General features: G+C 46.8%; 14 protein-coding genes. 4 read left to right on the top strand and 10 right to left on the bottom strand.

Translation table 11 applies throughout. From position 1 onward, the window contains the following. Window positions 1-36: 36 nt before the first annotated feature. From CWC22_RS06885 to CWC22_RS06870, 4 genes are all read right to left on the bottom strand, one after another. Complete coding sequence (locus tag CWC22_RS06885; RefSeq protein WP_171045108.1) at window positions 37-987, bottom strand: TonB-dependent receptor plug domain-containing protein; 951 nt, start codon at window positions 985-987, stop codon at window positions 37-39. A 72-nt stretch (window positions 988-1,059) separates the two neighbouring features. Further along, window positions 1,060-2,259 carry an AraC family transcriptional regulator gene (locus CWC22_RS06880; RefSeq protein WP_138538976.1) on the bottom strand — a complete coding sequence of 400 codons (1,200 nt, stop codon included), beginning with the start codon at window positions 2,257-2,259 and terminating at the stop codon, window positions 1,060-1,062. 220 nt (window positions 2,260-2,479) lie between these two features. Next, window positions 2,480-3,433, bottom strand: coding sequence for a heme-binding protein (locus CWC22_RS06875; protein ID WP_125564085.1), 954 nt, complete (start codon window positions 3,431-3,433; stop codon window positions 2,480-2,482). Between the two features lie 302 nt (window positions 3,434-3,735). Further along, window positions 3,736-4,035: a helix-turn-helix domain-containing protein gene (locus CWC22_RS06870; RefSeq protein WP_049865423.1), complete on the bottom strand. Its 300-nt coding sequence runs from the start codon at window positions 4,033-4,035 to the stop codon at window positions 3,736-3,738. Between the two features lie 218 nt (window positions 4,036-4,253). Between CWC22_RS06870 and CWC22_RS06865 the strand changes: the two genes are divergently transcribed. Next, window positions 4,254-4,700 (top strand): helix-turn-helix transcriptional regulator, encoded by a 447-nt coding sequence (locus CWC22_RS06865; protein WP_125564086.1) that lies wholly within the window; start codon window positions 4,254-4,256, stop codon window positions 4,698-4,700. Between the two features lie 81 nt (window positions 4,701-4,781). On the opposite strand, the gene CWC22_RS06860 is transcribed toward CWC22_RS06865, so the two are convergent. After that, on the bottom strand, window positions 4,782-5,480 hold the full coding sequence (locus CWC22_RS06860; protein WP_138538975.1) for an FMN-dependent NADH-azoreductase: 699 nt from the start codon (window positions 5,478-5,480) through the stop codon (window positions 4,782-4,784). A gap of 126 nt (window positions 5,481-5,606) precedes the next feature. Between CWC22_RS06860 and CWC22_RS06855 the strand changes: the two genes are divergently transcribed. Further along, complete coding sequence (locus CWC22_RS06855; RefSeq protein WP_138538974.1) at window positions 5,607-6,488, top strand: LysR family transcriptional regulator; 882 nt, start codon at window positions 5,607-5,609, stop codon at window positions 6,486-6,488. A 325-nt stretch (window positions 6,489-6,813) separates the two neighbouring features. Here the strand turns inward: CWC22_RS06855 and CWC22_RS06850 are convergent, their stop codons facing one another. The 4 genes from CWC22_RS06850 to putP all read right to left on the bottom strand — a co-directional run bounded on the left by CWC22_RS06850 (window position 6,814) and on the right by putP (window position 9,754). Continuing rightward, entirely contained in the window at window positions 6,814-7,137 is a 324-nt protein-coding gene (locus CWC22_RS06850) for a hypothetical protein (RefSeq protein ID WP_138538973.1), read from the bottom strand. 1 nt (window position 7,138) lies between these two features. Then, window positions 7,139-7,693 carry a hypothetical protein gene (locus tag CWC22_RS06845; protein ID WP_138538972.1) on the bottom strand — a complete coding sequence of 185 codons (555 nt, stop codon included), beginning with the start codon at window positions 7,691-7,693 and terminating at the stop codon, window positions 7,139-7,141. 21 nt (window positions 7,694-7,714) lie between these two features. Beyond that, the gene (locus tag CWC22_RS06840) at window positions 7,715-7,894 is read right to left on the bottom strand and encodes a hypothetical protein (protein ID WP_138538971.1); all 180 of its coding nucleotides are present in this window, start codon (window positions 7,892-7,894) and stop codon (window positions 7,715-7,717) included. A 381-nt stretch (window positions 7,895-8,275) separates the two neighbouring features. Continuing rightward, entirely contained in the window at window positions 8,276-9,754 is a 1,479-nt protein-coding gene (gene putP, locus CWC22_RS06835; protein WP_125564098.1) for a sodium/proline symporter PutP, read from the bottom strand. Window positions 9,755-10,024: 270 nt separating this feature from the next. Between putP and CWC22_RS06830 the strand changes: the two genes are divergently transcribed. Both CWC22_RS06830 and CWC22_RS06825 read left to right on the top strand, forming a co-directional pair. Continuing rightward, entirely contained in the window at window positions 10,025-11,248 is a 1,224-nt protein-coding gene (locus CWC22_RS06830) for an EAL and HDOD domain-containing protein (protein WP_138538970.1), read from the top strand. Window positions 11,249-11,431: 183 nt separating this feature from the next. Beyond that, window positions 11,432-13,483, top strand: coding sequence for a TonB-dependent copper receptor (locus tag CWC22_RS06825; RefSeq protein WP_138538969.1), 2,052 nt, complete (start codon window positions 11,432-11,434; stop codon window positions 13,481-13,483). Window positions 13,484-13,525: 42 nt separating this feature from the next. Here CWC22_RS06825 and CWC22_RS06820 read toward each other — a convergent pair whose 3' ends face one another. Beyond that, on the bottom strand, window positions 13,526-15,142 hold the full coding sequence (locus tag CWC22_RS06820) for a hypothetical protein (RefSeq protein WP_138538968.1): 1,617 nt from the start codon (window positions 15,140-15,142) through the stop codon (window positions 13,526-13,528). Window positions 15,143-15,300: the final 158 nt, after the last annotated feature.

The following is a 15,300-nucleotide window of genomic DNA, read 5'->3' as shown; positions in this document are numbered from 1 at the left end:
GCTCAGATCCTCACGCCAGTCTGAGTGCAGGACCGCCTACGCGTAGGCGCTGCTGTACTCGCCACTGACCTTTTCCTTCACCTGATATTCCCGGACTCCATCCCATTCAGTAAAGGTGTCATCAAGTATTTCATCGTCCCAGGCGTAAAGAAAGTGTCCTGACAAAGACTGGGTATCCGTCAGCTCATAACTGACCTTCGCAAATAAATCCGCATAAATGGGCTCAAATTTGTTCGATTCATCTTCTACCGCATCCAGTACCAGATCAAGATAACCGCGTCTGACTGATACCAGCCAGGTGCCTTTATCATCGTCAAATGTGCCCTGTGACCCGGCTCTGGCATTAATGAAGCTTACACCCAGACTATGTTTGTATTGGGGAATGTCATAGAGGCTTTCTATCGCCATGACACCGCTCATTTTATTGCCATAACGTGCCGTGAATCCGCCACTGGAAAAGTCCATCGCGCCTACATTGTCCGTGTCGACAATGCTAAACGCACTATTGAAGCTTTTCATATGAAAAGGCCGGTAAAGCTGCTGACCATCCAGTAACACGAGAACTTCATCCGAATGCCCACCGCGCACAAAAAAGTTAGCAGAATAATCACCTGCGGCAACCCCCGGTAAAGCGGGCATCAGTCGAAAAATATCATCGGCAATGTGCGGCATTGACTCAATACGCTCTTTGGAGAGGAAGTGCGTATTGTGCCGGGTGGCTAACGTATACTGGCTGCCGGTGACCGTTATGCGCTCCAGATCAGACGGTGCAGCATTGACATGTACCACAGCGGTATTTAAAAAGGCACAAATCAACAGAACAATTGGTGATCCTGATGCTTGCGCCAGATACTTGCCAGTCACCTGAGTTATATTTTTTGCTTGTTCGGGGTGAGTGCCATGATCTGATGGCGCACCGGGCAGTAAAAAAGGCAATGGCCGCGGTCGTAAAAGCCTGTCCTGCTGAACGGGTATTTGTCTTGTCATTGTTGTTTTCTCCATTGAAATAACAATGACATCCTTGCGCAGCGAGGGCTGCTTGTCGTCCTGACCGACTGATCAGGACATATTTTCTGCCAATATTTTACTTTGTTTTCGATAAGCGCCTGGTGTTAACTCGGTATAACGTTTGAATGCCCCATAAAACGCAGAGCGGGAGTTAAACCCACTGTCCAAAGAGATATCCAGAATACTTCTGTCTGGCTGGGACAATAGCAGCTGCTGGGCATGCATCACTCTGAGTTGATTGATAAAATCAAAAAAACTCATGTTTTTACTTTGATTAATCGCCTGGGAAACGTGGTGCCGGGAATGACCACATGCACAGGCTAGGTCGTGCAGCGTTAAATCCGCTTTAAGATACAGCTTTTCGTCCTGCACCTGCTCTTCAATTAGGTCACAAAGCTGCACAGCCAGTGATTCTGACAGTGCTGAATTTAAGTACTTTTCACTGTTCGGCTTATCCAGTTCAACATATTGATTACTCTGGATAAATATTTCTGGCTGACGCAAGCCGTAATAACTCATCAAATAAAAAACAATGACCACTCCCAACTCAGAGAAAAAGAACCAGCGCTCGCCAATCAACCAGTCATACTCACAGCCAAGCCCACTGTCGTGATCAATACACGCCATAACATTCACTTCTATCGCTTCATCGATGAACCACAGCCCATAAAGCGATAACAACATCATAAGCAAGCGTCTTAGCCAGTTCAGGTTGATCAGTTCAAGGGATGAAAAGTTATTGGCCGACAGGATCTGGTAGGCATTGAGCCTGCGCCACGCAAATATCAGATACACTGCAACCTGCAACATAGCGCCAAATATAAAGACATTTTCAAACCCTGCCAGATACCAGGATGGCAGGTCAGGGGCATACATATCGCCGTACAAAAACTGCCATTTGCTGCGTGCATCAAGCAAAAAGAAAGGAATGGCACAGAGCAGCGCCAGAACAAACGGGAGTAAATGAACGCGATTAAACGGAATATAGGCGGGCGATGTTAATCTGAGTACGTAGTAATAAAAACACGGTGCCAACAGAAAAGTCAGAGGCTCCTGAATTCCAATCAGATGAGGCAAATAGTAAAACGCCCCACTTTCATCAAGCAGTATAAAAAACAACAGTGCAACAAAGCACTGAATACACAAAGCAAGCATCCTGTTTGCATCATTCGCCGTATTCTTCCGTATCAGCTCGTAACTGAGATACAGACCATGAAGGCAACCCAAAGATAATATGACCAGTGTAAACATGTTAATTCTAACCGACGTGTTGCTTGAGGCGCGAATCGCGCCATTAGCTTGTGGCTTTATTGTTAATTATTTACACCTAGTGTGTTCCCTTATTAGTTAAATTGCAAGATGCAATGGGTCGGTGCCCCCTCGTTTCACACGTAAAATCCAAATGACTCCATAACATGGCGAGAAAGCACCACTGCTGCAAACAAAAAGTAAGCAGCAGCAACTGCGACTATCAGGTGTCGACTTTTTCCAGCGTGTTGATGCTGATGTGTGGCCAGCGGATTAATTCGCCTGGTCTGTCCTTACGATTGAAAAAGTCCAGGATCACGTTCTGAGAATATTGTAACCAAAGCTTTGGATTGCCGTTTTGGTCAGTCTCCGTTAATTCGTAGATCCAAAATGTGGAATGTACTTCAGCGGCATTCGCCTGGCGTGTGACAAACGGAATATTGTTTACAGAGCCCGACGCCGCGGTTGTACGTACTTCCAGCTTAGTGGTATTTTTCACTTTGCCAGCGCTGAGTAAAGGAGCAATCGCTTTTTGCAGCAGAGCATTTGCCTGGGTAGGATCAAACAGGCCTTCAAAAGGCTGATCTCTGAAGTGTTTATAAGGTGCCAGATAGGGATTGGTGTCTATATCGCCCGATACGCCTATGGGTAAGCCATTCAGTGCAGGGATCTCAAAGCCAGACTGAGAATGTGCACTCTTACCCAATGCGATCACCGCATCGCCATGGGGAATACTGGACAGCCGGGCGATATCCAGATCATCGGTTAACTGATCACGCATATGCAACCACAGACCAGGTTCATGGTGAATTGCCAGGCCAGGTTTACCCTCAAGCCCTGAATGTGGATAGTCTTGTGCAGCAATCTGGTTAATGATTTGGGTGTAGTCGAGCGTAGCGACAGATTGATCTTCCGGAATACCCCGGTTTGGTACGCCTTTGTCCACCAAGCTGAAAGTCAGCTCTTCGTCATACTGATTCATGAGCAGCCGATAATCCAGATCGCCCGCGGCAAAAGGCAAAGCAATCATATTCCAGCCATGGCCTTCAAGATTACCTATGTTTTTCCAGGTGCCAGGGAGGTGGCATAACGGCCCTAGTTCAGAGTCCTGCTGTTCCCCAATAATAATCTTACGTTGGTTCTGATCAAACCCTAACTTCGATTTAACTGACGACATAAAATGGTTCCTTATACTTGCTTAATTGCACCCAGCGCACCATAGAAAAAGCAATACAGGTATGTTGGGCGTGACGAGGCGGGACCACCAGCAGAAGAGCCTGCTCTTTTTAAAAACAGTGCACTTTGGCCATTGACCAGATAAGAATCGCATGAGTCAGGACTCTCGCTCCCAATGGAAAGCTAGTACAAGATCAGCAATTAGACGAATAAAAAAGAGAAGCGGGCACGAGTGTGCCCAGACAACACGATATGTTAGCTAGGAGGCTTATCTGACAGAGGAGCTGTCAGTGAATAATTGCGTTAGGCCGACTGCTTTTCGTCGACCAGGTCGCTTTGCGCTCCCTGCTCCAGCAAACTCATAAAGTTTGGCTGGCCAAAAATCATCATAATATCCAGTAATTGACAGGCAGATAAGTCAGACTTACCGCACTCCCAGTTAGAGATGGTTGCCTGATCAACAGGCGTAACAAGTTTTTTACCTAACTCAGCCTGAGTTAAGTTCATTTCTCTACGTAGGCGACGAATAGCAGTTTGAATTTGCTTCCTGGCTGCTATGGTGTGTGCTTTACGCACAGATTCATTTCTTTTAACAGTAGTCATAACATATCCGCTTATTATCAATCACAGTGTCTTACAAACCTAAAGCAACGTGTTTAAAGCCATGAAATTTACAAACGTCTAAACACAGGTCTGAGCCTACACCTACCCGGAGAGCGTCCCGGCCAAGTGTTTAATTTTTCGTCCCGGTTAGACATTTGACTGAGAGTCATGTAGTCTGAACGGGTCAGGTGGATAAATAATTAACCGGATTGGGTCATATGTCAAATACTTTTGCTACAAGATTAAAACAGTTACGTATCAACTTGGGTTATTCTCAGGTTGGCTTTTCAGAAATGCTGGATATTCCCACTGCTTCGTATCGAAAGTATGAGAAAGATGTTAGGGAACCTACCCTGTCGGTAGTAAGCAAATTCTTTTTACATCCGGTGACTAAAGACAGTGCATTATGGCTGCTGACCGGAGAGCATCAAAACGTAACCCATACGCCTCCAGCCCCTGTAGAGCCGCCGATGGCTTACCACTCTGACATGGAACAAAGCCTGATCACCAGCATTGCTAATTCCCTTGAGTTTATTTCCCATATGAAGTGGTTTACACCTGGCACGCAGGCAGGATATCAGGATTATGGCCATATTATTTTGCGCGACCTGAAACCCATCCTCCAGCAGAGTTCGGTCGCACACAATGAAAAAAGACGGGCTTAACAAAGCGCGTTATTGAATAAAACAAAAGTAACCCAAAGCGACCACTTTTGTAGTTTGACGGGTCAATCTAAGTGATCACGCTCATACAAACTGTACATCGGTGTGTTGCACTTGCTGACTCCGTGCCAGTGCAACTGCCAGGCTTTGCGCTTGCTCAAAAGCCTGTGTGAGCGACGCCTGATGCCTGTCATCGGCAAACTCCTGATATTCACTCACTATTTCATGCATAGTTTCAACTCCAAGATAACGACTTAACGTGCGTAAATGTGGCATCAGATGATTACTCTTAGCTCTGATCTCGGGCTCCTCGAAGCCAAATTCGCCACATGAGGCTATGGCAACCAGTGTCTTGCCAGACAATAATGGCGCTAACGGAAAGTCTCCTCGCTTGAGATCAAAATCAAATGTTTTGTTAACCCGAACAATCTGATCAAACCAGGCCTTGAGTTGTGCTGGCATACCATAATTGTACATAGGTGTTGAAATAACAATAATATCAGCGCGAGTCAGCTCATCGATCAGCGTATCGGATAAGGCCAATAGCTGCCTCTGCTCCCTAGTTCTTTTACCTTCCGGGGTGAATACAGCTCCAATCCAATCCTGAGTGATAAAGTGTGGAGGATGTGATCCCACGTCACGATAGATATACTCATCTATTGAAGAGGTTTTCTGCCAGCTTTTAACAAACTGCTGGGCAATCTGCTTTGACAGTGAATTATGTGAGGGGTTTTCATTGTCAATCGCTCTGACGCTCGAATCTATGTGCAAAATTGTACTCATGCTAATTACCTTTTTAATTACTGAACGCGTCATAGTGTGCGTTAAGGCAATCAGCTGAACAAACGATACTCTTGCACCTATAGATGAGTTAAAATCATCTATATATTTTTTGATTGGATGACTACCATGGCATTATCTGTTTCGTTACAGGCACTCAGGGCGTTCGACGCTGCAGCACGTCATGGCAGCTTCAAACGCGCCGCAGAAGAGCTCTCTTTAACGCCTACAGCGATCTCTCATCATATCAGTAAGCTTGAAGACCGCCTCAATGTGCGTTTATTTCAACGCTTGCCCAGAAAGGTCCTACTCACAGAAACAGGCTTGTTGCTGGCCAATGCGACTTCCGAGGGCTTTGCAACAATTGAAAGTGCGCTGGCAGACATTCAGCAACTCAATGAAGTCGTCCAGGTGAGCACCACTTCTTCATTTGCGGCGCTGGTGCTATTGCCTGCACAAGGCGCGTTCTCAGCACGTTACCCGGACATCTCGATGCAGGTTTCAAGCGGAGAGCTGACGGACAATCTGCCCAATTCAATCCCTGTAAGGCTGGGCAATATCAAAGATGTCCCGCTCGAAGATCGCCTGAGCGAGGAACAATATAATCTGTTCGGAAACAAAGCGCTCAGAGCAATACAAAACTCAGCGGACCGACCAGTAATCTATACAACACGTTGGAAAAACCGCGCACTGTGCGCACCACCACTGGATGACTGGCTGGCACACAACGAGCTGAATAAGGAAGACTTTGTTATCCGAGAGTTTGATCAGGAGTTGTTTGGTATACAGCAGGCAGTGATAGAAAACGCATTGGTGTTTTGCTCAGAGGTACTGGTCCGTGGTATGTGTTCAGCCGGCCAGTTAACTCCAGTAGGAGGAAGAAGCATTGCTTCGTCATTATGTTACTACATCCCCAATAAATCGCGATTCAGAACGCACAACGCCGTAAAATTTATTGAATGGGTTCAGAATTTAGTGGGACTAAAGAGTAATACCAATTTGCTTGATTAAGTGCTCTATTTTGAGGAGAGAAAATAGGGTCGATAACACCGCTCCCGCGCCCTGCTATCGCAGAGGCATCTACATCCATATAGGCAGGCAAAAAATTTGTGAACCTATGTCTAAGGTTCTAAATGAGAAACTGTTAACGCTATTAGCGTCATATTTGATCCTTCAAATAGAACAGGTATTAAGTGAAATTGGTCTAACAATATGGGTTAATGATTGCGCCAAGAGATTTACTCGCCTATCAGCAATCGAGAGCGCCTGATACCGTGGCGAATACCACTGGAAATACGTGTAAAACACCCATGGGAAAGCGCGCGGCGTAACAGGCCTATTTAACCACCTTCAGGACGACTTTGCCTTTATCAACGGCCTGATTGTTCTCCGCTCTGAATTCTTCAACGCGGTCGTAAATATCTTTAACACCGTAATATTGTTCCAGGTTCTTTTCAGCAGCAAGCAAATCACCAAACTCCATCACAATTTCATAGGCTTCACTGTACTTGTCGTCGACTTCTTCTTCGTCTTTTGAAACAGTTATCAACGACCTAAAGCGTTGTTCAAACGGCTTCAGGCTGGACCCCTTTACAATCATGGCCAAAACAAAAATCAGCGCCATAATAATTAACATACTACCAATCAATATCAGTTCCATATTATATCTCTCCTTTGGCTAGTTTAGATTCCATTATTCTATAGAAAGGGTATTTGGCAAGTGTAACGAATATACAAACATTTCCCATCACTACAAATGGCCCATATACGTCATACAACATATCGTTGTCTAAATAACCACGCAGGACCAACTGGCTAAAGTTCATAAACATCAACATAAACGAGATATAGGATACAAGCCGAGCTGTAGCAGAAAAGTTACAACCTCGAATGACATGCAATAGGAATAATACAGTGATAAAGGCCGCACCAGTACACACAAGAGCAAAGTAATAGACTTGGCGCATCTGTGTCGGTTCAAAAGGAAGGCTTAATATATAAGTTCCTAAACTAGAGCTGGAGGTATAAAAAACAAGCACTGCCAAAGAAGCAAGAAAGCATGAATGCAGCTCATGGTCACCTTGTTTTTTCAGGGTCTTTTTCCCCCCGAAAAACAGATCAAAGCGGTGCTGCTTAAAACAATACAGCAGGAATAACACAACGAATAGCTCTAACGCTGTTATTATCCATCCAGTAACTATAAAAAACTCATTCATGCTCGGCAAAAACCTTACTATTTACCCGCCAAAATAAACCGTTTTAGCTTCAGGGGAAAAACGCTGCATTTTTGGTTGCGCACCATTTCCAGACCCAGAGCCACCAGTAACCAACTGAACAGACTCAACACTCATGTTTGAGATTCCTTCCAACTGACTCGTTTTTGCTTTCTTATTTAAGCGCTTTATAAAAAATTTCATACTATCCGTCCTTCATTTAGGTTTAAAAGGACCACCCACAAGAAGGTTGCGCACATGTTAACCTTATTGACATATAGTAACAAGCATTAATTGTATTAAATTCACTTCATTGCAAATGGTCTTACACACTATGAGGTTGGTCAAAAATGGGTAGTGACCCTCCCACAGTAAGACTTATCATAAGGAAAATTAGAAAAATTGAAACAACAATACGACAAATCGGACATGCGAAAACTATACCTGGTCAAAACTGGCGAGACCATAAATCTGCTCAACTGTCAGATTTTCTGGCTAAATGGTAGAAAAATCCGTCTGTGTCAGAAATCAAATACAAAAAAGCCGCAGCTAAAACGCTGCGGCTATTGAAGTCGATGCAACACTTTAAAGTGCTTTTTGCATTTCTTCGAACTTGTTTGTGATCTCAGCACGAGGCTCGGATGTCGCCAGGCTCACGGCAACAATCGCGATGGCTGAAGCAATAAACCCTGGTACGATTTCGTAGATAAGCGCACTAAGCGGTTGGCCATCTACCGTTACCGGGCCATAGATCCAGAACAATACGGTTGCTGCGCCCACTATCATGCCCGACAATGCGCCTGCAAAGTTCATACGCTTCCAGAATAAGCTAAGCAGTACCAGAGGACCGAATGCGGCACCAAAGCCAGCCCACGCATTACTCACCAGGCTTAAAATGGTGCTGTCTCTGTCGTATGCAAGATAGATTGCAAACATGGAAACCAGCGCCACGCTGATCCGCCCTACCAGCACAAGCTCTTTATCTGACGCCTCTTTGCGCAGGAAGATCTTATAGAAGTCTTCAGTCAATGAACTGGAGCTCACCAGCAGCTGAGACGAAATGGTACTCATAATCGCCGCCAGAATCGCAGCCAGTAAGAAACCAGCAATCAGCGGGTGGAAGAGCAATTCAGATAAGATCAGGAAAATGGTTTCGGGATCTTCAACCACAATGCCCTTTTCGTGGGCATACGCTGCACCAAACAGGCCCGTTGTGATGGCACCTAAAGTAGCCACCAGCATCCAGCTCATGCCAATGCGACGCGCCGTTGGCATATCTTTAACGCTGCGCACTGACATAAAGCGCACGATAATGTGTGGCTGCCCGAAATAACCCAACCCCCAGGACATGGCAGAAACGATACCGATTGCGCCACCTGCGCCAATCCAGGTCAGTAACTGTGGGTTGATTTCATTAAGCGTAACGCTCAGCGGGTTATCCAGTAAAGAATAAGTCACCGCAGGCACTAAAATTAGCGCCAGGAACATAATACACCCCTGCACAAAGTCAGTCAGGCTAACCGCCAGAAACCCACCAAACAAAGTATACAAAACAACCACGCCAGTCGTGATATACAAACCGGCTTCATAACTCATACCAAAGGAGTTTTCAAACAGCTTACCGCCGGAAACCACACCTGCAGAGGTGTACAGCGTGAAGAAAACAATGATCACTAACGCGGATACAATACGCAACGCATTGCCTTTATCTTCAAAGCGATTGGCAAAATAGTCCGGAATGGTTATCGCGTCGTTCGCCAGCTCGGTATACACACGTAAACGCGGTGCCACCAGCAAGTAATTTAAAAATGCGCCAATCAGCAGACCTATGGCAATCCAGGTACTGCTAAAACCGCTTACAAACATGGCGCCGGGCAGACCCATCAGGATCCAACCACTCATATCCGAGGCACCCGCAGACAGGGCCGCGACACTGGGTGGAAGGCTTCTTCCACCTAACATATAACCCGACACATCGCTGGTAGACTTACGATACGCGTACAGTCCAATTCCCAACATGGCGATGAAATACATGGCAAGAGAGATCATAGTGCCAGTTTCCAAAATTACCTCCTATAGTCGGGCTCCTCTCCACAATATCAGATGCTGTTTTGTTGTTAGCTGAGATTGGGACAAAAGCCATTGCGAAAGGGCCACTATAACATGGCAAAGATCGCCACCCAAGTTACACAAGGTGAAGTGCCTATGAATTGCGCGCAAACAACCTCATACCTTAATACCAAAAGCTGAAACAAGCTGAATTAATTAATGAAATATGCCTGAGATTGCCTTATATTGATGAACAGTAGAAGTATTCAGTCAGGTGTATCTTTCATGTATTTTTATGCCGCCAGGCAGCCAATCCTAAACAAAAACAAAGAACTCGTGGGCTACGAGCTGCTCTTTCGCGATGGTTTAGACAATGTCTTCCCTGAAATAGATGGCTCAGAAGCGACCTCCAGATTGATCGAAGGCAGTCAGTTTAACTTTGGTCTGGAAGATTTAACCGACAATAAACCGGCTTATATCAACTTCACACTCGACACCTTGCTGAAAGGTTACCCCACAATGATGGGGCGCGAGCAGTTGGTTGTGGAAATCCTTGAAACCGTGCAGCCAGGCAAACGACTGCTGGGTGCAGTGCAGGACCTGAAGCAAAAAGGCTACACCATAGTGCTTGATGATTATCAGCATCAAAAAGTGTGGCGACATTTCTATCCCTTCATTGATCAGATCAAAATAGACATGCTGACCACAGATGTCGCGACCATTGAAGAGATCAAAGAAGCCATTGCGCCGTTTAAAAACATTGAACTGGTTGCCGAAAAAGTCGAAACACATGAGCAGTACCAGCAGGCCCTCGATCTTGGGTTCAGTTATTTCCAGGGGTTCTTTTTCGCTAAGCCCGAAGTGGTTCAGAGTAAAACACTGCCCCCTTCAGAGATGGCACTGGCCGAACTGCTATACGAAACATCCAGTGTTGACGTCGACTTAAAGCGCATCACACAAGTGTTCGAGCGCGACGTTAACCTCAGCTATAAGCTGCTACGCTACTCGAATTCAGCCGCGTTTAAACGTCGTGCCGAGATCTCCACCATTAAGCAAGCTTTGGTGGTACTTGGCAATCAGGAGCTGAAGAAGTTTCTTTCTTTACTGTTTGCCTCTCAGGTGTCTTCAGAGAAACCACTCGAACTGGTCCGTCTGTCTCTGACTCGCGCGCGTTTTGCCGAGTTATTGGCGGTTAAACACCGTAAACTAAAAGATACCGGCATGGCCTTCCTGGCAGGTATGATGTCACTGATGGACGCAATTTTAGATGAAAGCATGGACAGTGTAATGAGCAAGCTGCCACTGGCCATTGAAATCAAAGATGCCCTATTGAAGCAAGAAGGTCTGCTGGCCAGTTACCTTGCGCTCATCAAACTCTATGAGCAAGCCGACTGGCAGGGGGCCAATGAACTGGCGCAACATCTGGGACTTGACCCTGATCTGTTGCCTGATTATTACCACGAAGCCCTGCAATGGTGTGATCAACAAATGGAAGTGATGGCCATATAGGTTGCACTGCATTTTATCATCCAAAAAACAGCTGCCATTTGGTGGCTGTTTTTGTTTTAGGTCAAAGTTTTCGATATTTTCCCCTACATCTTACGCAAGTGCGACAATTTGTCACATCCCAACCTTTTGTCTGACAAGTAAAATTCTTCTCAATAACAACGTGAAAACACTTTGGGAAGAATCATGACCAGAAACCTTATTTGGCTTGCTGTTACGGCCGCTTTTTCTGCACACAGCCAGGATGCACAGCACGACACACACTCTGACAGTTTAGAGCGCATCGTCGTTATCGCGCCCATGCACAGTCCTTTAGATATCAAAACCGACCCTAAAGCCCCAAGGCAACCTTTGCCAGCACAGGATGGTGCAGATCTGCTATCCAGTATTGCCGGCTTTTCTTTAGTTAAAAAAGGCGGCGCGAGCAGCGACCCTGTTTTTCGGGGAATGGCCGGATCACGTCTGAACATTATTACTGATGGCGGCCAGACGCTTGGCGGCTGCGGTGGCCGTATGGATCCACCTACGGCTTACATTACACCGCAAACCTACGATACCTTAACGGTGATTAAAGGACCTCAAACCGTCCTTTATGGCCCCGGTAACAGCGCCGCCACTGTCATTTTTGAGCGTGAATCTGAGCGCCTGAGCGAAACGGGCTGGCAAGGGTTTGCCAATGCAACCCTGGGCAGTTTTGGTAAGCGCATGGTAAATGCAGATGTTAAAGGGGGCACAGAAGATTACTATGCACGCCTTGCTGCCAGTAAAAGCGACGCCGATGACTATGAGGACGGCGAAGGTCAGTCCATTCACTCGGCATATGACAAGTGGAACCTCGATTCCGAGTTTGCCTACACGCCCGATGATGACAGCCTCTATAGCCTGAGCCTGGGTCGCAGTGATGGCGAGGTCGCCTATGCCGATCGCATGATGGATGGCAGCAAGTTTGACCGTAATCACGTTGCACTCAGCGTTGAACTGGATGAACTCACCGGGTTTATCCAAGCGCTGGAAGCCAATGTGTATTACAACAACATAGATCACATCATGGATAACCATAGCCTGCGCACATTTACGCCCACTATGATGATGAAAACCCCGACCTCATCCAATCCCGACCGTCGCACCTGGGGTAGCAAACTGATGCTCACCTCAAACATCAATACAGAGCACACATTGCGTTACGGGGTCGATCATCAGCAAAACCGCCACCGCATTCGCGTTAGCATGAACCAGCCAATGATGCCGGTGGAAACACTGCCTCGCCGTGATAATGCCGAGTTTAAACAAACCGGGCTATTTGGCGAGTTTGAATACGCACTCAACACAGAGGGCCCAAAGCGCAGCCAGTGGGTCAGCGGGCTGCGTATTGATGACTGGTCAGCAACTGATAAGCGTCAGCAACTTGGCTCCATGATGATGCCAATGCCTAACCCAACGGCCGACCAGACGCGTGATGACACCCTCTGGAGCGGATTTACACGCTATCAGGTCCAGCATAAAGATATGAGCTATTACATCGGTGCCGGGCACAGTGAACGTTTCCCCGATTACTGGGAGTTAATGGGTGGCGGACGCCGGAGTATAGATAGCATGGGTGCCTTCTTACTGGAGACAGAGAAAACAAACCAGCTGGATATCGGCTGGATGCTACAAAAATCCGCTATGACTACCTCAGTGTCTCTGTTTTACAACCGCATAGATGATTACTTACTCACCGATAATCAGTACGAAGTGATGGACAAAACGCTGGCGGTGACCCGGAACATTGATGCGCAAACAATGGGGCTGGAAATGGAAACCCGGGTTGAGCTCAGCAAACAACTGAATTTCACAACCAGCATCAACTATGTGCGTGGCAGTAATAAAACCGATCATACGGCGCTGGCACAGCAGCCTCCCCTGCAGGCACGTTTCGCTATGGATTACACGCTGGATAAATGGCAAGTAGGCGGTTTATGGCGTCTCGTAAAAAGCCAGAACCGCGTTGCTATCGGCCAGGGTAACATTGCCGGTCAGGATGTCGGAACCAGCCATGGCTTTGGCACACTGGCACTGAACTTATCTTATAGCCATTCAGATGAGCTGTTATTGAGTCTCGGGGTAGATAATGTGCTGGATAAAACCTATGCCGAACATTTGAGTCGCGCAGGCGCTATGGTCAGTGGCTATGCGCAAATCGACAAAGTGAATGAGGCCGGCCGTACACTGTGGGCCAACGTCAACTGGCGCTTCTGATTGAGCTAATGGGGCTGGCAATGCCAGCCCCTGTATCACTACTTATTCAATCGTCAACTCGATAAGCGGTGGCACCGGCTCACCATTTTCGTGATCCCCAATCAAATATACTTTGCCATCTTTGACAACCAGATCACTGGGCATAGTCATATCCTCTGGCAGCAGATCGTAGACGGCCACAATCTCACCACTCAGCGTCAACTTAAGCACTTTTGTGAATTGCTCAGATACCATCCACAACGCATCTTCAGCGAAATACAGGCCCATTGCAGTATATTCATTGAGACTCCCTTCTGTCTCCCCGGTGTAACTGAGCGGCTGGCGAGATACAAGATTAAATTGGCTATCCAGGGTAAATAACCAGTCCTGTTGTGACGCGTCATCGCTATTGGATACCATGAAGTAACGGTCAGTGAGTGCGTCGTACGCTAGACCTAAGAACTCATAAGGCGGCTCTCCCTCTTCATGCAGTGCTAATGGGTATTCTTGCACCAGCTGATACCCTTGCTCTGACAATGTAAAATGTCCTATCAGCTTAGAATCAGCTAATACAAAGATCTCCCCGTCTTTGCTTGTTACCGCTTCAGTACAACCCTGTCCACAGTGTATCGAGGCAAACGCCAGTTCAGTGCGGGTCTGGATCTGCAAATCCGCATTCAAAGAGTAGACTTCAGCTTGATCGGTGACGATTTCCCACCCCCCTTGCTGCGTGTACCAAAGTCCAGATGGCTGCTTAATCTCGTCTGGTAACGTGTAACGATTCTGCACCACCAGTTCACCGGTATCGTCAATAGGTCCGTCTCCCAGCAACTTGTCCCTGTCGGCCAGCAGTACCAGGTTATTCTGTTGGGCATTGGTGGTGATCACAACCTGCTCGCCAGAAAATATCGTTAAGTCAGTTATTTCCGCTTGACCAAACCCGGTAACATACCAGCCATTAAGCTGTGTTACCTGCTCTTCTGATACGTCAAACTGCATGACCACAGGCTGCCCGGACTCTGAGGCCAATATCCAAAGCTGCTGCCCCAGATAAGACACGCCCTGAATAGTCATATTGTCCGACAACGGGTACAGCAATAGCTGCTCGTCTTCTGGTTTAAATCGGATCACCTGATGGGCACTCGCGTCGTAGCCCCAGATATCACTGTTGTCATCGCTGTCCAGGCCTAATTCGGTGATTGTTAAGCTCGTTTCTAAACGCCAGGATGTGGTTTCATCACTTGTCAGATGGCGCTGGAAAATCTCATTGGTGCCCGTGACATACCACAGCTCATCTTCATACTGTTCTGTAGCCACAATGCTATCCAGTGCGGTTAATCTCAGCGCCAGCGGCTGATAAACACGCGGTGAAGCACTGATATCAATGCTACCCACCTCAATGCCTTGCTGAAATGTATGCAGGTCTGGGCCATTGATGTCCAAACTTGTCAGATTGGTGAGCGGCTGCGCGCCCGGTGCATAATCGAGATATTCTGAGACCGGAAAGTCTTCAACCAGCTCACGACCTGCTTGAGGTGCAATGAGTGCCAAATCATGCACAACACGACCAGGTGCTGGCTGCTCCCCACCTCCACCTGGTGGATTAATTTTGTCATCATCGCCACAAGCGCTCAGGTTTAATGCAATACACACGGCCAGAAGTGATTTTAGGTATTTCATGTCATAGTTCCTTGTTGAGTGAAATTACAGCCACTATAACGCGCTGAATGTCAACAAAGTGTCTATAGGCTGAAACTTGATAAGGTAATAGGAAGAGCAGCAAATATCACCGTCTCTATACAGGCGACAACTGTATAAAAGCAAGTTTATACTGAGCT

Origin of the sequence: Pseudoalteromonas rubra, from assembly GCF_005886805.2 — a bacterium.
GTDB lineage: Bacteria > Pseudomonadota > Gammaproteobacteria > Enterobacterales > Alteromonadaceae > Pseudoalteromonas > Pseudoalteromonas rubra_D.
Note: the sequence above shows the minus strand (reverse complement) of the source record. Positions and strands in the feature narration are given on the sequence as shown.